The sequence below is a fragment of the Heliobacterium chlorum genome, assembly GCF_014502795.1.
GTDB classification, from domain to species: domain Bacteria; phylum Bacillota; class Desulfitobacteriia; order Heliobacteriales; family Heliobacteriaceae; genus Heliobacterium; species Heliobacterium chlorum.
This window is the reverse complement of the sequence record NZ_JACVHF010000001.1, coordinates 123,478-142,847: the sequence shown is the minus strand read 5'-3', so window position 1 is coordinate 142,847 and position 19,370 is coordinate 123,478. Positions and strand designations below refer to the sequence as shown.

Genomic DNA, 19,370 nt, shown 5'->3' with positions numbered 1-19,370 from the left:
CTTTATTGACGAGTTAGATGAGTTTGAGAGGAGAAAGACATGGCCATGCACAGCAATGCTTGCCAACGGGCAGTGATGAACCGCCCGATCGATTTCGAACAAATCGCAGAGGCCCAACTGCCCAAGCTGATCCGTACCATTCACCGCGCTTATGAGAGAAGTCCTTTCTATCGGGAACGGTTCCAACAAGCCGGCATTCAACCGGGGGACATTCGCAGCCTGGAAGACTTAGCCCGCCTCCCCTTTACGACAAAGCAGGACCTGCGGGAAGGCTATCCGCTCGGATTGATGGCCTGCGCCGAAGATGACGTGGTACGCATTCATTCCTCCTCGGGCACGACAGGCAAACCGGTCATCGTTCCCTACACCCAACAAGACGTGGACGACTGGGCCGTCATGATGGCACGGTGTCTGGAAACGGTTGGCGTACACCGCCGTGACCGTGTGCAAGTGACTCCCGGCTATGGCCTCTGGACAGCCGGTATCGGCTTTCAGGCCGGTGTAGAAAAGCTCGGCGCCATGACGATTCCGACGGGCCCCGGCAACACTGATAAACAGTTGGAAATGATGACGGACCTGCAAACGACCGTTCTTATCGGCACCTCCTCTTATGGACTGCTTTTGGCAGAAGAAGCGGAGCGACGGGGAATTCTCGACCAACTGCGCCTTCGCATCGGTGTCTTCGGTTCTGAACGGTGGGGCGAAAAGATGCGGGAACGCATTGAAAGCCTTCTCGGTATGGAGACCTTCGACATATACGGCCTAACGGAAATATACGGTCCTGGGATCGCCATCGACTGTCCTTGCCATGAAGGGTTGCATTTCTGGTCTGACTATCTCATCTTCGAGGTGATCGATCCTGAAACTGGTTCTGTGCTTCCGCCCGGCGAGGAAGGCGAACTGGTCATCACCGCCATCGCCAAGCAAGGCATGCCCCTGATCCGTTACCGGACGCGTGATATAACGACGATCATCCCGGCAGCATGTTCCTGTGGCAGCCCCTATCCGATGATCCGACGGGTTTTGGGACGCACTGATGACATGATCAAGATCAAAGGGGTCAATATCTATCCCGGCCAAATCGATCACGTCCTACGCCACACCCCCGGCGTATCCAGCGAGTATCAGATCGTTTTGGAGCGGATCGATAATAAAGATCACATCCGCATCCGTGTCGAACTGGCCAACGGACACAGCGTCGATGAAGTGGCTAAAGCCTGCCGCAAAAATATAAAGACGACCATCGGCATCTTAGCTGATGTGGAAGTGCTCCCTCATGGCGCTCTGCCACGAACAGAGCGAAAGACGAAGCGAGTCTTTGACCATCGTTACGACTATTTGAATCAAGGCTGATACATAGCAACCGCTGTTTATCAGTTCTGTATAGACAATAGTAAATAACTGCAAAAGAACTGCGGATAAACTTTAATTTACCGTAAGAGACTGCCCGAGTTTGGGCAGTCTTTCTTTATTTTGGCATCCTCGTCGATGGCTCATCGATGGCTCATCAATGACTGATTAATAAAAGGCTTATTGTAAATAGCCCATAGGCTTATTGCTTATCCCCCCGATCCCACTCGCGCCCGGGCACTCCCGCTCGTTGGGTTCGACGTCCAATGTCGCTCAAACCAGGCCACGAATTGATAGAGCGCAGCCGCCACGACGGCTAAAATGACGATGCTCGTGATCACCAACGTCAGTTGAAAGACCTGACCGCCATAGATGATTAAATAGCCCAGGCCAGATTTGGAGACGAGAAATTCACCGACGATGACGCCGACAAGAGTCAACCCGATGTTTACCTTCAAGGCCGCAATGATCGTCGGTACCGATGCTGGCAAGATGACTTTGCGCAGGATATCCCAGCGATTCCCGCCAAAGACGCGGATCAGCTTCACATACCCTTCCGGCACCTCCGTAAAACCGCTGTAGATGACCGTAATCGTGGTTATCACCGAGATCGTCAGGGCCATCGTCAAGATTGCCCCGTAGCCGTTGCCCATCCACACGATGAAGATGGGGCCTAAGGCGATTTTGGGCGTGCTGTTGAGCACCACCAGGAAGGGATCCATCAGCCGGGCTAAGGAAGGAAACCACCAGAGCAGTACAGCTGCCAGTAAACCTAATAAGGTTCCCAGGAAAAAGCCGGCCAAAGTTTCCCCAACGGTAACGCCTACATGGTGAAGCAGTTCTCCTTCTTGGGCAAGTTTGATCAACAGTTCAAGGATCTGCGAAGGCCGGCTGAACAGAAATGGATCAATGATGCGTGCGGAGGCCATAACCTCCCAGGCGACGATAAAAGCGATGACGATAAAAGCCTGGGTTAAGATAATCAACCACTTTTCCTTTCGGATCTTCTGTAGATACTGCTGCCGGGGAATCGTCGACATGGCTACGTTCCCCCTTTCTCCGGTAGCAAGTCCCGGTCTACATATTCCCGGAGTTCATCCCAGATGAGGTCTACATACTCGACAAAACCTTTCGATTTGCGTGCTTGCCAAGGGCCGGGGTGTTCCTCGCCAAATTCGATCGTCAGATCTCGTTTCACTGTTGCCGGTCTTGATGTAAGAACGATGACTCGATCGCTCATCGCTACCGCTTCACCTACGTCATGGGTGACCAGGACCGTTGTTTTGCGGCGTGATTTCAGTGCCTGCCAAACTTCTTCCTGGATCGTCGTCCGGGTTTGGTAATCTAACGCCGAAAAAGGTTCGTCAAGCAAAAATATATCTGGATCAACGGCCAAGGTGCGCACCAAGGCGACCCGCTGACGCATTCCCCCCGATAATTCTGTTGGATGATGATGCAGAAATTTTCCCAACCCATACGTATTGAGCAAATCTTCCACCAGGTTCTCTTTTCCCCGGTCCTTTTGCAGTTCCAGCCCCAGTTTGGCATTGTCCAAAACGGTTCGCCATGGCAGCAGAAAATCTTGTTGCAACATATATCCGATACGGCTTTGATGTCGCCCAGGCTGTTCGCCTTTGACGAAGACTTTGCCGTAGGTGGGATCAAAGAGACCGGCGATGAGCGATAAAATCGTGCTTTTTCCGCACCCGCTCGGGCCGACGAGGGCTACAAACTCACCCGGTGTAATTTTCAACTGGATGTCCTCTAGGGCAGGAATTTCCCCTTTCGGTGTCTGGTACGTCACCGTCACGTTCTGCAGTTCTATGGCCGAATCGGTCACAACTTCACCCCTTCCTAGAAAAAAGCCGCCCACCGAGATGGGTGAGCGGCTACAGATCATTGCTTAGCGGAGGCCATGACTTCTTCAGCTACATCGGTGAGCGCCATTTGTTCCTCTTGTACACGTTGCTTCAGTTCCCCTGCCGATTCGATAATGTCTTGCAAGTACTTTATGCCGCCCGGTTGTATTCTCGGGTCTTTCGGCCAGGTGTCCTGCCCTTGATACCGCGCTACGGCATTGCGAATGATGGACCGATCACTTCCCTCAAAAGAAGGCATGATGACATCGGTGATTTCGTCGACACTATGAGTCGAAACCCACTGCTGAGCTTTATAGATGGCCCGGGTGAAGGCTAAGACCGCCTCTCGGTTCTGTTGGATATAGTCACCGCTAGCCATAAAGCAAGTGTAGGGAAGAGCGCCTCCCTCAACCCCTAAGGAAGCGACAACCTGACCGGCACCACCAGCTTCCAGTTCAGATACGGTTGGTTCAAACAAGGCTACGTAATCGCCGGTACCCGAGGTAAAGGCACCCGCCGTAGCGGTGAATTGAATGTTTTGAATGATGTTCACATCATCCAAGGGCTTCAATCCCTTTTGCTTCAGCGTCCATTCTAAGACCATTTCCGGCACGCCGCCTTTTCGAGCACCGATGATCGACTTTCCTTTCAGGCCTTCCCAAGAGAAGGGCTGGCCCTTACGGCCCACCAAAAATGAGCCGTCCCTCTGGGTGAGTTGAGCAAAGGTCATGATCTTTTTGTCAGAACCTTGCTGATACGTGTAAATGATCGTTTCTGGTCCGATCAGACCGATGTCAGCTTGGTCAGCCACCAGTGCTGTCATAGCTTTGTCACCGCCCCAAGCGGTGGTCTTCTCAACATCCAGGTTTTCCTGTTGAAAATAGCCTTGGTTCAAGGCCACATAGAGGGGGGCATAAAAGACGGAATGAACCACTTCCGTGAGTCGGACTTTTTTGGTTTTACCAGGTTCGCTGCTGGTACTGCCCGTCGGACTGTCCTTGCCAAAAGAGCAGCCCGATAGCAAGAGAGCTGTCGTCAGCAGGCTGCTAAGAAACAGCTTAAACCCAGTTTCTCGAAAATGCACCAAACGGAAAGCCTCCCTTCTTCAGATAAGCTGAAATATTTTCCTCCAAATGTATATGCACTTTTATAGGGAAAAGGTGCGTAAAGACAAAAACAAAAACTTCCAATCAAGGTAAATCCTTCAGATTGGAAGTTTGATTGCCTTTTTGATTCAGTTTTTTCCTACAGCTTGTCTATAGATGAGCCTCGAGTATCTCCGTTCCCCAAAGATAGCCGAGCAAATCCAAAACATCTTCTTTCCCCTCTCCAGTCTCTGAGGAAAAGGTGAGAATGGGAACTTCCTTCGGCACATTGAGGGTTTGCCGGATGACTTTTACATGCTTCCCATGCTGCCCCCGGGAGATTTTATCGGACTTGGTGGCAATGACAGCGGTGGCGATTTGAAAGTGGGTCAACCATTCGTACATGGCGATGTCGTCTTTGGAAGGTGGATGGCGAATATCTACCAGTTGGATAACCCCTCTTAACTGGGGACGATTGCGCAAGTAGTTCTCCATCATGGGCCCCCATCCGGCTCGCAAGGTCTTCGACACGCTGGCATAGCCATACCCGGGAAGGTCGACGATGTAATAGGCTTTGTTGATCTGATAAAAGTTTAAGGTTTGGGTCTTTCCCGGCGTCGATGAGGTGCGGGCCAAATGACGGCGGTTGCAAAGCTTGTTGATCATCGATGATTTGCCCACGTTGGAACGACCGGCCATCGCTACCTCTGGTAAATTGTCGACGGGATACTGTTCCGGTTTGACGGCACTGATGATGAATTCAGCTTCCTTGATTTTTAACGGCTCCGGTGCTTTTGGTTCGGCAGTATTCGGTTCGCCGGTATTCGGTTTGGTCGCATTCGGTTCGGCAGCATTTGACTCGGCAGCATTCGGTTCATCGGCACTTAGACCGTCTCGTTGATTTGAATCGCTCATCTAATGAAACCTCATTTCAAAATTCACCTGCATTTAAAGAGGATGAACAGGGGGTGACGGTACTCTGAATTTTCCATGATTATTTTCTAGGGTAGTCGAAGAGGTACCCTCCGAAAAGGGTACCTCCCCTCCTATTAATTCTGCGGAGTATCTCCCAAGATTTCTGGATAAACGTTCATCGTTCCCTGCTCCAGGGTAGCCGGAATCGTTTCCGGCGGTTCCGGTTCTGGCGATTGTTCCGGCTCTAACAGGGCTTCTTTAATGACTTGGTCCATATGGTCCACGAGGACGAACCGCAATTTCTTCTTGATATTGGCCGGTACGTCTTCTAGATCTTTTTTATTCTCAGCCGGCAATATGACCGTTGTACAACCGGCCCGGTGGGCAGCCAACATTTTTTCTTTGATCCCTCCGACAGGTAAGGCCCGGCCGCGGAGGGTGATCTCTCCCGTCATCGCCACTTCCCGGCGAACAGGTCGCTTCGTCAAAGCCGACGTCAGCGCTGTTGCCATGGTGATTCCTGCAGATGGACCGTCCTTCGGAATAGCACCTTCGGGAACGTGGATGTGAATATCCGTAGTCTGATAGAAGTTTTCCGGGATACCTAACTCTTTCGCGCGGGAACGGACATAGGTCATTCCGGCATGAGCTGATTCTTTCATCACATCGCCCAGTTTCCCCGTCAGGGACAGACCGCCTTTGCCTGGTAGCAAGGCCACTTCGATGGCAAGCGTGTCTCCTCCGGTCTCGGTCCAGGCCAAACCGGTAGCCACCCCGACTTGGGACTCTTCTTCTGCCAATCCGTAGCGGAATCGGGGGATGCCTAAATAAGTGGGAAGGTTACCTGAGGAGATGGATACTTTTTTGTTGGGATCCTTGACGATGGCCCGGGCGCTCTTGCGGCAAAGTGCGGCGATTTCCCGCTCTAGGTTCCGAACGCCAGCCTCTCGCGTGTATTCGCGGATGACGCGTCGTACAGTGTTTTCCGAGATTTGCACCTGTTCCGGTTTCAAGCCGTGTTCTTTGATTTGTTTGGGAACGAGGTGATCGACGGCGATGTGTACTTTTTCTTCTTCTGTATAGCCGGGAATGTAGATGACTTCCATCCGGTCGAGCAGCGGCCGGGGAATGTTGTGAATGGCGTTGGCTGTGGTGATGAACAACACCTTAGACAGATCGAAGGGAGATTCGATGAAGTGATCGGAAAAAGTGCTGTTCTGTTCCGGATCGAGCACTTCCAGGAGCGCTGAAGATGGGTCACCACGGAAGTCATTGCTCATCTTATCGATCTCATCGAGGAGGAAGACAGGGTTTTTCGTCCCTGCTGTCCGCATCCCTTGGATGATCCGACCGGGCATGGCGCCCACATAAGTGCGGCGGTGACCGCGGATCTCCGCTTCGTCACGAACGCCGCCGAGAGAAAGGCGGACAAACTTCCGTTCCAAAGCCCGGGCGATAGAACGGGCGAGGGATGTTTTACCGACGCCGGGCGGTCCTCCGAAGCAGATGATGGGGCCTTTCATCTTTTGGGCCAATTTACGGATCGCCAGGTATTCGATGATCCGTTCTTTCACCTTATCGAGACCGAAATGCTCTTCATTGAGGATTTGCTCGGCTTTTTCAATATCGAGACGGTCTTTCGTCTGCTTCGCCCAGGGCAAGGCTAAGACCCAATCGAGGTAGTTACGGACAACGGTCGCCTCGGCCACCATGGGCGGCATCTTTTCCAGGCGTTCGACTTCACGCAGTGCCTTTTCTTCCATCTCTTTGGGAAGTTTCGCTTTAGCGATCTTCTCGCGAAGCTCTTCCCCTTCCGCCTGGCGATCTTCTTTTTCACCGAGTTCTTTCTGAATCGCTTTGATCTGTTCCCGCAGGTAGTATTCTTTTTGGGTTTTTTCCATCTGTTTACGGACACGGGAATTGATCTTGCGCTCCAGTTCAAGGATTTCCATTTCCTTGGCCAGAACTTCTGTCAAGATGCCTAACCGTTCCTCTATGTCCAGAGCTTCTAAGATCCGCTGCTTGTCAGGTGTTTTTAAGGTCAGATGGGATGAGATGACATCGGCGAGCCGGCCCGGATCTTCCACAGCGACGACAGATACGAAGGTCTCCGGCGGTATCTTCTTTGACAACTTTACATATTGTTCAAATTGGTTGATCAACGACCGCATGAGCGCTTCTACGGCTGCTGTCTTTGTTTCGCTTTCTCGATGTTCCCGTACTCGAACTCGGATAAAAGGATCCATCTCCAGGAAGTCGTCGATGCTGGCACGGGCCAAACCTTCTACGAGGATCCGGATGGTTCCTCCCGGTAGTTTGAGCAGTTGTTTGACCTCTGCTATCGCGCCGATTTGGAAAATGTCATCTTTATCCGGTTGATCCGTTTGCGCTTCTTTTTGGGTGGCCAGAAAAATGATCCGATCCTGGGCCATCGCTTCCTCGATGGCGTTTACGGACCGTTCCCGACCTACATCTAAATGGACAACCATGTATGGGAAAACGATTATACCACGCAACGGCAATAAGGGGAGTTCCTGTATTTCCGGTCGCGCCTTGTTTTCTTCAGCCATTGGGGCAGCACCTCCTGCTCTCCTGTTCTGGACCAGAAGATTATCCTCATTTTACTATATTCCGGGATCAAAGCCCAGCCTTTTTCCTCCCACTTACTTCCTTGAAAATCGTTTCACCGGGGGGCTACGCTTTCAAGTGCTGATGCTGTCAGCAGATCTGCACTTACGTTGAGGGGGGTATCACCGGCAATCGGCTCTCCCAATCGTGTCTCTGCAAAGACTTGATCGATAGTTCGCACAGGGATGACGGTGATGTCCAAAAATCCGGCGAAGCGGTCGAGCCAGTTTTCGGCCGGGATCAACACTCGTTTGGCACCAGCTAAGCGAGCCGCTTCCACTTTACTGACGACACCGCCGACGGGCTTCACATGACCCCTTACGGAGAGTTCTCCCGTCATGGCTAACCGGTTATCGATAGGAACTCCCTTCACTGCCGAAGTAATAGCGATAGCAATGGCGATGCCGGCAGAGGGACCATCGGTCGGTGTACCTCCCGGAAAGTTAATGTGGATATGCCAATCGTCCGGTTCTAAGGCCGTGGTGCTGCGCAGTACGGTGAGCACATTGTCTACGGATGTCTTGATGAGGCTCCGTCGCTTTACCGTTCGACCGCCGAGACCTCCCATTTCCTCTTCGTCGACGACACCGGTCAGGGTTAAGGTTCCCTTGCCTTTGGGCGCTGGTATCGCTGTGGCTTCGATTTCCATGAGGATACCCATCGATGGTCCCGCCAGGGCAAGACCGTTGACGAGGCCGATTTGGGGTTCTGAAGGGATTTTTTTATCGGGTCGCGGGTTGTATTGACCGGAGTGGACGACCCATTCCACATCTTGGACAGATAGTCTGTCTTCACCGCGTGTTAAGGCCAATCCTGCCGCGATTTGAACGATGTTAACGGCTTCCCGTCCGTTTGTTCCGTAGCGCTGGATGACTTCTATGGCGGCGGCGGGAATATCCATCTCAATTTTGCGGGCACTGTTGACGGCCACAATTCCGATCTCTTCCCGGGTGAGAGGTCGAAAGTAGATTTCCAGGCAGCGGCTGCGAATCGCGGCAGGAATCTCCTGTGGTTGCCGTGTGGTGGCTCCGACAAGACGAAAATCTGCCGGGAGGCCGTTTTGGAATATATCGTGAATATGGCTCGGAACATTTGGGTCTTCACTGGAGTAATAGGCGCTTTCCAGGAGCACCTTACGGTCTTCCAATACTTTTAACAGTTTATTAATTTGGATCGGGTGAAGTTCACCGATTTCGTCGATAAAGAGGATTCCTCCATGAGCCTTAGTGACGGCACCAGGCTTCGGTTGAGGGATACCCGCCATACCGAGTGCCCCTGCCCCTTGGTAGATCGGGTCGTGGACAGATCCGATCAAGGGATCGGCGATCCCTCGTTCATCGAAACGGGCTGTGGCGCCGTCGACTTCCACGAATTTGGCTTGTTCCGTAAAGGGAGAGAGAGGATTTTTCTTGGCTTCCTCCAAAACGAGCCGAGCCGCTGCCGTTTTACCGACACCCGGCGGCCCGTATACGATCACGTGCTGTGGATTCGGTCCACATAAGGCCGCTTTTAAGGCTTGAAGGCCGTCTTCCTGACCGACGATTTCCTCAAAGCGGCTGGGACGAGTCTTTTCAGATAATGGCTCTGATAGGGCTAACCTGCGCATGCGTTGCAATTTTTCCAGTTCTTTGCGGGACTCTCGTTCCACCGCCTGCCGGTTATTCTGTTGATTTTTGAGCAGATGCCAGAAGTACAGTCCGGTGATGATGACGAAGAAGATCTGTAGGAGACCTAGCAATCCACCGATTCCCGACCAAATATTCACTGCGGTCACTCCGTTTCCTCTGTTCCAATCTGTCTTAGTATCTAATTGGTTCGCTCTTTTTATGAGAGTTTGCGCAGTAAAACAAAACCTCCGAAGGATAATCCTTCGGAGGTTTTCTGTGAGGTCAGGAAGACCTTATCGGCGATTGCCAGGTTTTGGTTTTACTGACCGTTTGGTCGCTGTGGAAGGTTCTGCATCATTCGGACCTTTAACTGCGGCTTTCTCTAGAGCCTCAGCTTGCGTTCCTAGGCTGACTCTTCCTTCTTTTTTTTTCTATCGGCCGTCACCAAAACCGGTTCCTTCTGTTTGAGAATAACTTCCTTAGTCACCATGCACTTAGTCACGTCATTCCGCGAGGGAATATCGAACATGACGTCCAGCATGACTTCTTCGATGATGGCCCGCAGACCCCGTGCACCGGTATTCCGCTTAATCGCTTCGTTAGCGATGGCCCGAAGCGCCTCATCTTGGAACTCCAAGTTCACTTGATCCAGTTCAAAGAATTTTTGATACTGTTTAATCAAGGCGTTCTTAGGTTCGGTCAAGATGCGCACCAAGGCATCCTCATCTAAAGCGTCTAAGGTGACGATGACCGGTAGACGTCCGACAAACTCGGGAATCAAGCCGAATTTGAGCAAATCGCCCGGTAGGATATCACGAAGAACTTCTCCGATGTTTTTATCTTGTTTGCTCTTGATTTCGGCGTTGAAGCCCATGGCCTTTTTGCCGACGCGGTTCATGATGATCTTATCGATACCATCAAAAGCACCGCCGCAGATAAACAAGATGTTGGTTGTATCCAGTTGGATAAACTCCTGGTGGGGATGCTTGCGACCACCTTGAGGCGGAACGGAAGCGACGGTACCTTCCAGGATTTTCAACAGTGCTTGCTGGACTCCTTCACCAGAGACATCTCGAGTGATGGAGGGGTTCTCAGACTTACGGGCAATCTTATCGATTTCATCGATGTAGACGATACCCTTTTCCGCTTTTTCCACATCATAGTCGGCTGCCTGGATGAGTTTGAGAAGGATGTTTTCCACATCTTCACCCACGTACCCAGCTTCCGTCAACGAGGTAGCATCAGCGATAGCAAAGGGAACGTTTAAGATTCTGGCCAATGTTTGGGCCAAAAGGGTTTTCCCGCTGCCGGTGGGGCCAAGCATGACGATATTGGACTTTTGCAGTTCAATGTCATCGATTTTGGATCCCAGATTGATGCGCTTATAGTGGTTATAAACCGCTACAGACAAAGCCTTTTTCGCTTGGTCCTGCCCTATGACATACTGATCCAGGATTTCTCGAATTTCTTTCGGTTTGGGAACATCGCCCAAATCGAAAGTATTTTCATCCTGCAGTTCTTCTTCGATGATTTCGTTGCATAACTCAATACACTCATCACAGATGTAAACTCCAGGGCCGGCTACCAGCTTTTTAACTTGATCTTGTAGCTTTCCGCAGAAGGAGCACTTCAGTTGACCTTTATCGTCACCGAAACCTTTGTACATAACCTCCCCTCTCTGCTGCTCATACCTTCGCCGGCTTGAATTCCATCACCCCGTCAATGATGCCATAAGCTTTTGATTCATCGGCAGACATGAAGTAATCACGATCGGTATCCCGTTCAATCCGTTCCAGAGGTTGACCCGTACGAGCAGCCAAGATCCTGTTTAAGTGGTCCCGTGTCTTTAGAATATGTCGAGCGTGAATTTCGATCTCTGTCGCCTGACCTTTTACCCCTCCGAGAGGTTGATGAATCATAATCTCTGCGTTTGGTGTCGCGAAGCGCTTTCCTTTGGCGCCGGCCGCCAGCAAAAAGGCGCCCATCGACGCAGCCATACCTACGCAGATGGTCGATACATCACACCGGATCAGTTGCATCGTGTCGTATATGGCGAACCCGGATGTAATAGAACCGCCCGGGCTGTTGATATACAGGTGAATGTCTTTATCCGGATCTTCTGCTTCAAGAAAGAGCAGTTGCGCGATAATCAAGTTAGCCACAACGTCGTCAATTGGGCTGCCGAGAATTATGATACGATCTTTTAAGAGCCTGGAGTAAATATCGTAGGCCCGTTCCCCACGGTTGGTTTGTTCCACGACCATCGGAACCAAAGTACTCATCCCAGGAACCTCCTCAGGTACAGTCTATGTCCGGGGAAGATGTCAAGTTCTTCTATTTCAATTAGGCTTCAACGAAGTTCGCAGTTTCTATGAGGAACTTGACCGTCTTATCCAGAAGAATGCTTTGCTTCAAGTTGTCAATTTGACCACGGGACAGCAACATTTTTTTGATCGTTGCTGCCGGTTGTTTATAATTGTTCGCCATGGTTTCGATTTCTTTGTTTACTTCTTCTTCGGTCACAGCCAAGGCTTCTGCTTTCGCAATCGCTTCCAGCACGAGCTCTTGCTTAACCGATTTCAGGCCTTCCGGCACAAATTGGGCTTTCAGGTCGTCTTTCGACTGGCCGGTCATCTCGATAAATTGATCTAAGGAGAGACCTTGGTATTGGAGGCGTTGACCGTAGTCTTCGAGCAGTTGCTCGACTCGTTTGTCAACCATGACTTGGGGAACATCCAGTTCCGCATTGGCTACGACTTTATCGAGTACGGCGTTTTGTTTCGCCTGTTCACCGGCTTTTTCTGCAGATTCTTGCAGGTTCTTTCGAATGTCTGCCTTCAGTTCGTCGAGGCTGTCAAAGTCGCTGACGTCTTTAGCGAACTCATCGTCAATGGTAGCGTATTCTTTACGCTTGATTTCCTTGACAACAGTTTTGAAGACAGCCGGTTGGCCAGCCAGGGTTTTTACATGATATTCGGCAGGGAAGGTAATGTTCAAGTCGCGATTTTCGCCGACTTTGGCGCCGACGAGGGCTTCTTCAAAACCGGGGATGAAGGTGTTGCTGCCCAGCTCCAGGGGATAATCTTCACCTTTTCCGCCTTCGAAAGGAACTTCATCTTTGAATCCTTCAAAGTCGATGGTGACGGTGTCGCCCATTTGGGCTTCCCCTTCTTCACCGACAATGATTAAACGGGCATGCCGTTTTTGCATGGTTTCCAGTTGACGCTGCACGTCTTCGTCCGTCACAGTGACTGGTTTGTTTTCGACTTCTACACCTTTATATTCGCCCAATTGAACTTCGGGCTTAACGGTGACCGTGGCCTTGAAGACCAGCGGTTGACCTTGTTCAATTTTCTGGACATCAATTTCCGGTTGATCGACCGGATCGACGTTGTTTTCCGCGATAGCTTCCGCATAAGCTTCAGGAACGACGAATTCCAGAGCGTCTTCATAGAAGACTTCTTTGCCAAAGCGAGCTTCGATGATCTTCCGGGGAGTTTTACCTTTCCGGAAACCAGGGATGTTGATTTTACCTACCAATTTTTTATAGGCTTTTTCAATGGCTTTCTCAAGTTTTTCGGCTTCTACTTCGATATGCAGTACCACTTGATTCTTGTCTATTTTTTCGACCGTCGCTTTCACCTATGTACCCCTCTCATCTTGTATATCGTAATGAAATCGTATTCACTACTTCAGTATAACCCTATAATTAAAAAGCATAAGATAGTTATTCTACGGCAAATTCACATTTCCTGCTTGTGCAGGGGATCCAATCTTAAGCCTTCTTATTTTTGCCAGATTTCCGAGTTTCATTCTCCTTCCGCGAAAGAATTCTAAAATGAAAACCTCGGCGACTGCTCACCGAGGTTGTATCTTAGCCACTCTGCCAAAAAACATGGTGCGGGAGAAGGGACTCGAACCCCCACGGTTGCCCGCTGGAACCTAAATCCAGTGCGTCTACCAATTCCGCCACTCCCGCAGCGTTTCCGATGAATTTCTCACACCTTAGAATGATACTCGAAGAAGGCAAATTTGTCAAGTAAGTCATGGCTGGGGAGGCTGGATTCGAACCAACGAATGGCGGAGTCAAAGTCCGCTGCCTTACCGCTTGGCTACACCCCAACAGATGTGGCGCGCCTGGAGGGATTCGAACCCCCGACCGACCGCTTAGAAGGCGGTTGCTCTATCCAACTGAGCTACAAGCGCAGATTTATTTCTTTCGTCGCATAACTTCCGTATGCCGACGCCTGTAAATTTAATCATATTATCGACCACTCGTCAAGAAAAAATCATCAAAAATATTATCCAGTTTTTACATCGAGCTTAACCACATTAAGCTTAGTCACATCAAGCTTACTTCTAATAGGATACGAGAAATGAGACGATTCGATACGAACCGTCTCATTTCTTACTTCTTATTGAAACTGTACAGTCCCGCCACATTGTTGAACCTGTTGAATCAGGCTCGAAAGGGCGCTTGTGCTGCCACTGCCGCCTAATAGAGGAATTCGTACAATTAAGCATATCCCGGCAGGAGAACTGACTTCAAGCAAGTTGAGTAAGTTGATCACTGCACCAGGGGGGATAAAGATTCTCAGCAATGTACCGGGAAGCTGAGGGCAGGCGCTCGCTGGTGGGCGAACTCCGCCGGTGCACATGGAAGTAGAAGCTGCGGTAACGGGAAATCTGGCTCTCGACATCTTTCATGACCTCCCTTCCTCTCAGGATAATTTATCTTATGTCTTCTAAATGTAAAATGTTTCCATTATTAGGGCGCAAAAAATCCCGTCACTCATCTCGTGACGGGATCGTTATACTTATTTATAAGTTCGGCCGGTAAATCGGTTCCGGTTCCGGAAAAAGCAATACCCTGAGCAGGAAGAACATCTTTTCCATCGCCGAGGCTCGGTGACTGATTTTATTCTTGATCTCTGCCGGTAGCTCGGCAAAGGTCTTATCATATGCCGGTAAGTAAAAGAGAGGATCATAGCCGAAACCGCCTTCGCCTTTCGGTTCAGCAGTGATGACACCTTGACAGACCCCTTCCGAAAAAAACTTCTGTCCGTCCGGCAGGGCTAAAGCGAGCACGCAGACAAAACGGGCCGTCCGTTTTTCCGGAGGTACATTTGCCAGTTCCAAGAGAAGTTTTTCGTTATTTCGCTGGGAGTCCTTCGATTCACCAGCATAGCGTGCCGAATATACACCCGGTGCGCCATTCAAGGCATCTACGACCAAACCGGAATCATCAGCCATAGCCGGAATGCCTGTAGCTCGAGCCACCTGTTCCGCTTTCATCATGGCATTGTCGCGGAAGGTCTCACCGTTTTCTATCAGTTCTGTGATGTGGGGGAAGTCACGCAAGGTCAGCCACTGGATCGGAAAGGACGAGCTTTGATCACCGGTCATGGCCTCAAATTCACGAACTTTCCCCATATTGTGGGTGGCCAGGATAATTTGATACATGAGGCTTTCCCCCTTACGCCGTATGTTTATCCTTTTTTGTTTTTTCGAAATAATCCTACGACCCAAAGGAAGGTCTTGTCAAGCAGGGATGAATTGATTTCATGAGAAAAAGAGCCGCATTCCGGCTCTTTGCATAGTATGGATCTCGATTTTCGTTTCATTCTTATACAAACAGGAGTTATGAACCTGCAAGTAAAATCTGGGGTGTAATGACGAAGCGAGCGGAGTCATTACACCCCGATTTACCACAATGTAACCTTCATGTCATAGGTCACAGAACAGGTTCGGATAAAGCTTATCTTTTTTCGCGTTGATCCAACGCTCCCAGTTGGGCCTGCATGAGATCACGGATTCCCTTTTCCGCGTAGACAAGCATTTGATCCATCTCTTCGCGGCTGAAGGGGGTGCCTTCGGCAGTTCCCTGCAGTTCGACGAACTTGCCGCTCGATGTCATCACCACGTTCATGTCCACTTCCGCCTGAGAATCTTCGTCATAGCAAAGGTCCAAGACCACCTGGTCTCCCACTTTGCCCACACTGATGGCAGCCAGTTGTTCTCGAACAGGATCTTTTTTGATAGAACCGGCTTGTCGAAGTTTATCACAGGCATCTTTCAGGGCCACAAAGGCTCCAGTGATGGAAGCGGTCCGGGTTCCACCGTCGGCTTGAATCACATCACAGTCGATCCAGATGGTCCGTTCTCCCAGAGCTTGCATATCGACAACAGACCGCAAGGCTCTGCCGATGAGACGCTGAATCTCCATGGTACGGCCCGTCGTCTTGCCCTTCGTCGCTTCGCGCTGGGTTCGGGTGCCTGTGGCACGGGGAAGCATGCCGTACTCGGCAGTGACCCAGCCTTTTCCTTGTCCTTTTTGAAAGGGCGGTACTTTCTCTTCCACCGTAGCCGTGCAGATCACCTTGGTATTGCCCATAGTGATCAACACAGAACCTTCTGGATGAATGAGATAATTTCGTTCTATCTGAACGCTTCGAATCTGGTCCGGGGCACGACCGTCCTTGCGAACCATAATCGTTCCTCCTTCCACGGGCGAGCAGGCAGACGCCTATAGCCAGCGGAAAGAGTCTTTAGGCTCCGGCTCGCTGGTATTGGGCACGCCCTTGTTCGTAGAGATTGTTGCCTTCGGCATCGATACAGACGATCACCGGGAAATCTTCGACGATCAGTTCCCGTACGGCTTCCGTTCCGAGATCATCATAGGCGATGACTTTAGATGCCTTGATGGATCGGGCCATCAAAGCGCCGGCGCCGCCGATGGCGACGAAGTATACAGCGCCATGTTCCTTCATGGCGTTGACCACGTCGGCATTGCGCAGGCCCTTGCCGATCATTCCGGTGAGACCTTTTTCGATGAGCCGGGGCGAGTAGGAGTCCATGCGGTACGACGAAGTGGGGCCGGCAGAACCAATCACTTGGCCCGGTTTCGCCGGACAGGGTCCCACGAAGTAGATCGTCGCATCCTTTACATTAAACGGTAAATCTTCTCCCCGGTCAAGTGCTTCGACCATCCGTTTGTGGGCGGCGTCACGACCGGTGTAGATGGTGCCGCTGATGAAAACCGTATCTCCGGCTTTCAGTTTGCGCAGGGCTTCCTGAGTCAACGGGGTGGTTAAGCGTACAGCATTCATATTTCCAACTCTCCTTCCCTCTTATGCCGGATTACAGTTCAATCTCGGTATGACGGGCCACATGGCAGTTGATGTTGACGGCGCAAGGCAGACCGGCGATGTGTGTCGGGTACGATTCGATGTTGACGGTGAGTGCCGTCGTGCGACCGCCGAGACCTTGGGGCCCAATACCGAGGTTGTTGATCTTTTCCAGCAGTTCTTCTTCGAGGGCGGCGAGATGCGCTTTTTCATTGCGATGGCCGATGTGGCGGAGCAGGGCTTTCTTAGCGAGAAAGGCACATTTTTCCATGGTGCCGCCGATACCGACGCCAACGACAATGGGCGGGCAGGGGTTCGGGCCGGCTTTTTCGACCGCTTCAATGACAAACTTTTTGACAGCTTCGACGCCGTCGGCCGGTTTGAACATCTTCAACTGGCTCATGTTTTCGCTGCCAAAACCTTTGGGAGCTACCATGATGTGCAGCTTGTCTCCGGGAACGATATCATAATGAATGACGGCAGGGGTATTGTCGCCCGTGTTGACCCGCTCAAGAGGGTCTTTGACGACAGACTTGCGCAGGTATCCTTTTTCATAACCGCGGCGAACGCCTTCGTTGATGGCGTCGGTCAGACCACCGTCAACGTGAACATCTTGTCCAATCGTCACAAAAACGACAGCCATGCCCGTATCTTGGCAGATGGGCACCAGTTCATTCCGTGCGATTTCGTTGTTGTCCAGGATGTGACCTAAGATGCTTTTTCCCAGGGGGGACTCTTCCGTCGCTTTCGCTTTTTCGAGCGCAGCAGTCACGTCGGCTCCGATGTTGGTGTTGGCCTTGATGCAGAGTTCCTCCACCGCAGAAGCTACTTGTTCAAAAGTGATGGTACGCAATCCAGGCTCCTCCTTACTTGTCCGTTTATATTTATATATTTATTTATGAAGCCGCCTATCCGTCAATCGGACAGGGACTTCAAAATCAACGGGTGAAATTTTTCACACACAACAGCCTATGGCCCCGTTTAATTGGGGATTGGCCGGGACGATCACTTCCACCTGCAAGATATCCCGGATCATCTGTCCGATGGCCTTGTTTTGGGCGACACCGCCTGTGAAGACGATGGTGGGGCTATACAATTCCCGGAGCATGGGTTCGACCCGCTTTACGATGGTTCGATTGACACCGGCGGCCAGGTCTTCGATCGGATGGCCTTCAATAATCTTCCCGATCAGTTCCGATTCTCCGAAAACCGCACAAGTCGATGATAACTCTACTGGATTCTCTAGACAATGGCCGAGATCCTGCACTTTAAGCCCGAGAACTTCCGCCATATTTTCCAGGTATCTTCCGGAAGAGGCGGCGCACTTATCATTTGTCCGAAAGTCGACCATGCGGCCCTTCTGAATTTTGATCACCTTGCTGTCCTGACCGCCTAGATCGAGCAAGGTAAAATCGCTGAGACCTGTTTGATGGACAGCCCCTCGGCTGTGAGCGCGCAGTTCTGGAATGACTTGTCCCCCTGCCAATTGGACTAGATTGCGCCCGTAGCCCGTCGAAACCAGCCGATCAAATTCAGGCCAGTTCAGCGCCTCATAATCAACGAGCAATTCTTCATTTACTTTGCGGCCGTATTCACGATAAAACTTTAACGTGTCATACAAACGATGGTCAACAACTTGTCCGTCTTGCATGAATAGGGCTTTCACATAGCGGCTTCCGAGATCCAAACCGATGTTCACAGGTTGCTCTTCCTACCTCCATCAAGGTATTTCAAATCGAATACTCTTTTTTAATCCTGGTCCCGTTTATTTAAATCCAAATCATCCTGCTTCTTAACTATGCTTGAAGCATATCCAGAAAGGCATCGACACGCATACGGCTTCGCGCGTCCAACGGTCCAGGCCGATCGCCTTCCAAGGTAAGCACAGGAACGGGCAGCTGCTTCCGAATGATGATATCTTCAATCTGCCGAAAACAGAAACTCTGCGTATAATGGATGACCCCTTGGATATTTCGGCGCTGCACTTCCGCTTCGATGTCTTTCAGGCGTTCAAAAATCGAATAGGGATAGGTATACATCCGGTATTGCTCGACTAGGTCGTCCACATGGAAAGGCATGGCAAACTGCCGTTGCACTTCGTTAAAGACCACCTGACCACCCATGCTCTCAATGTAAGCATAGAGATCGGTGGTGATCGGCGGCACTCCGATGTATCCGATCCGGACAGGCTCTACCTTCGGAGAGCCCTCCTTGGCAGATCCCTTGGCTTCATCGATCAGCGCATCGAGATATCGTTCATACTCGTCGGGATCACCGTTAAAATCGGAACATCCGACGAGAGCGAGATGGTTTTTCTCGCCGGTGACCGTTCCCATTTGCCAGGTCATTTGATCGAGCTGCCAGGCCTTTTTACGAACATGATCGAGCCGGCGTTTCCATTGGTATACTTGCTCCCAATCGGTGCCGAAGGCAGAAATCAACTTCTCCATCTGGAGTTTGAGCAGATCATAGTCCCGATCATAGGGAAAGGCGAAGGGATAGACCCTTACGCCTGCTAATTGCCATGTTTCCATCAATGCGTGTGTATTCGAACAGTCTCCTTGCGTCACCGCCACGACGTCCCGGATATCGTTGGATTCTAAAAGCGTCGTATAGAGCCCTTTGATCCAACCGCAAACGTTGCGAGGGAATCCAGCTTGTTCCGCCACATCTATGGCTTTACCGGGCGCATCTCCTGCGATAAAGATATTATTTAAGTCGACCGGAACCATACCGGCTGCGTAGATGATCTCTACGGGTACAGTGGTCGTCAAACCGATCTTTTTTGTCATCTCCGTC

17 protein-coding genes and 3 tRNA genes are annotated in these 19,370 nt (G+C 50.9%); 1 reads left to right on the top strand and 19 read right to left on the bottom strand.

Annotated elements, in window-relative coordinates:
- Window positions 1-39 precede the first annotated feature (39 nt).
- Entirely contained in the window at window positions 40-1,353 is a 1,314-nt protein-coding gene (locus tag H1S01_RS00710) for a phenylacetate--CoA ligase family protein (protein ID WP_188038212.1), read from the top strand.
- Between the two features lie 206 nt (window positions 1,354-1,559).
- Here the strand turns inward: H1S01_RS00710 and H1S01_RS00705 are convergent, their stop codons facing one another.
- The 19 genes from H1S01_RS00705 to H1S01_RS00615 form a co-directional block, all read right to left on the bottom strand.
- On the bottom strand, window positions 1,560-2,390 hold the full coding sequence (locus H1S01_RS00705) for an ABC transporter permease (protein WP_188038211.1): 831 nt from the start codon (window positions 2,388-2,390) through the stop codon (window positions 1,560-1,562).
- A gap of 2 nt (window positions 2,391-2,392) precedes the next feature.
- Window positions 2,393-3,190 (bottom strand): ABC transporter ATP-binding protein, encoded by a 798-nt coding sequence (locus tag H1S01_RS00700; RefSeq protein ID WP_341479001.1) that lies wholly within the window; start codon window positions 3,188-3,190, stop codon window positions 2,393-2,395.
- Window positions 3,191-3,246: 56 nt separating this feature from the next.
- Complete coding sequence (locus tag H1S01_RS00695) at window positions 3,247-4,293, bottom strand: ABC transporter substrate-binding protein (protein WP_341479017.1); 1,047 nt, start codon at window positions 4,291-4,293, stop codon at window positions 3,247-3,249.
- A 172-nt stretch (window positions 4,294-4,465) separates the two neighbouring features.
- The gene (gene yihA, locus H1S01_RS00690) at window positions 4,466-5,209 is read right to left on the bottom strand and encodes a ribosome biogenesis GTP-binding protein YihA/YsxC (protein WP_188038208.1); all 744 of its coding nucleotides are present in this window, start codon (window positions 5,207-5,209) and stop codon (window positions 4,466-4,468) included.
- 134 nt (window positions 5,210-5,343) lie between these two features.
- Window positions 5,344-7,779, bottom strand: a complete 2,436-nt coding sequence (gene lon, locus H1S01_RS00685) for an endopeptidase La (RefSeq protein WP_188038207.1) — start codon at window positions 7,777-7,779, stop codon at window positions 5,344-5,346.
- 113 nt (window positions 7,780-7,892) lie between these two features.
- Entirely contained in the window at window positions 7,893-9,602 is a 1,710-nt protein-coding gene (gene lonB, locus H1S01_RS00680; protein ID WP_188038585.1) for an ATP-dependent protease LonB, read from the bottom strand.
- A 245-nt stretch (window positions 9,603-9,847) separates the two neighbouring features.
- Window positions 9,848-11,110: an ATP-dependent protease ATP-binding subunit ClpX gene (gene clpX / locus H1S01_RS00675; RefSeq protein WP_188038206.1), complete on the bottom strand. Its 1,263-nt coding sequence runs from the start codon at window positions 11,108-11,110 to the stop codon at window positions 9,848-9,850.
- 19 nt (window positions 11,111-11,129) lie between these two features.
- The gene (clpP, locus tag H1S01_RS00670; protein ID WP_155475771.1) at window positions 11,130-11,726 is read right to left on the bottom strand and encodes an ATP-dependent Clp endopeptidase proteolytic subunit ClpP; all 597 of its coding nucleotides are present in this window, start codon (window positions 11,724-11,726) and stop codon (window positions 11,130-11,132) included.
- Between the two features lie 61 nt (window positions 11,727-11,787).
- Window positions 11,788-13,086 (bottom strand): trigger factor, encoded by a 1,299-nt coding sequence (gene tig / locus H1S01_RS00665; RefSeq protein ID WP_188038205.1) that lies wholly within the window; start codon window positions 13,084-13,086, stop codon window positions 11,788-11,790.
- 254 nt (window positions 13,087-13,340) lie between these two features.
- A tRNA-Leu gene (locus H1S01_RS00660) sits at window positions 13,341-13,423 on the bottom strand.
- 68 nt (window positions 13,424-13,491) lie between these two features.
- Window positions 13,492-13,566: transfer RNA gene (locus H1S01_RS00655), tRNA-Gln, on the bottom strand.
- A gap of 7 nt (window positions 13,567-13,573) precedes the next feature.
- Window positions 13,574-13,650: transfer RNA gene (locus H1S01_RS00650), tRNA-Arg, on the bottom strand.
- A gap of 209 nt (window positions 13,651-13,859) precedes the next feature.
- On the bottom strand, window positions 13,860-14,144 hold the full coding sequence (locus tag H1S01_RS00645) for a hypothetical protein (protein WP_341479000.1): 285 nt from the start codon (window positions 14,142-14,144) through the stop codon (window positions 13,860-13,862).
- Window positions 14,145-14,265: 121 nt separating this feature from the next.
- Window positions 14,266-14,907: an XTP/dITP diphosphatase gene (locus H1S01_RS00640; RefSeq protein WP_188038204.1), complete on the bottom strand. Its 642-nt coding sequence runs from the start codon at window positions 14,905-14,907 to the stop codon at window positions 14,266-14,268.
- A gap of 295 nt (window positions 14,908-15,202) precedes the next feature.
- A complete protein-coding gene (gene rph / locus H1S01_RS00635) occupies window positions 15,203-15,934 on the bottom strand; it encodes a ribonuclease PH (protein ID WP_188038203.1) in 732 nt (243 codons plus the stop codon).
- Window positions 15,935-15,992: 58 nt separating this feature from the next.
- Complete coding sequence (locus H1S01_RS00630) at window positions 15,993-16,553, bottom strand: Fe-S-containing hydro-lyase (RefSeq protein ID WP_155475768.1); 561 nt, start codon at window positions 16,551-16,553, stop codon at window positions 15,993-15,995.
- A gap of 31 nt (window positions 16,554-16,584) precedes the next feature.
- Entirely contained in the window at window positions 16,585-17,424 is an 840-nt protein-coding gene (locus tag H1S01_RS00625; RefSeq protein ID WP_188038202.1) for a fumarate hydratase, read from the bottom strand.
- Window positions 17,425-17,526: 102 nt separating this feature from the next.
- The gene (locus tag H1S01_RS00620; protein WP_188038201.1) at window positions 17,527-18,270 is read right to left on the bottom strand and encodes an acyl-CoA dehydratase activase; all 744 of its coding nucleotides are present in this window, start codon (window positions 18,268-18,270) and stop codon (window positions 17,527-17,529) included.
- 97 nt (window positions 18,271-18,367) lie between these two features.
- The gene (locus tag H1S01_RS00615; RefSeq protein ID WP_188038200.1) at window positions 18,368-19,363 is read right to left on the bottom strand and encodes a 2-hydroxyacyl-CoA dehydratase family protein; all 996 of its coding nucleotides are present in this window, start codon (window positions 19,361-19,363) and stop codon (window positions 18,368-18,370) included.
- Window positions 19,364-19,370: the final 7 nt, after the last annotated feature.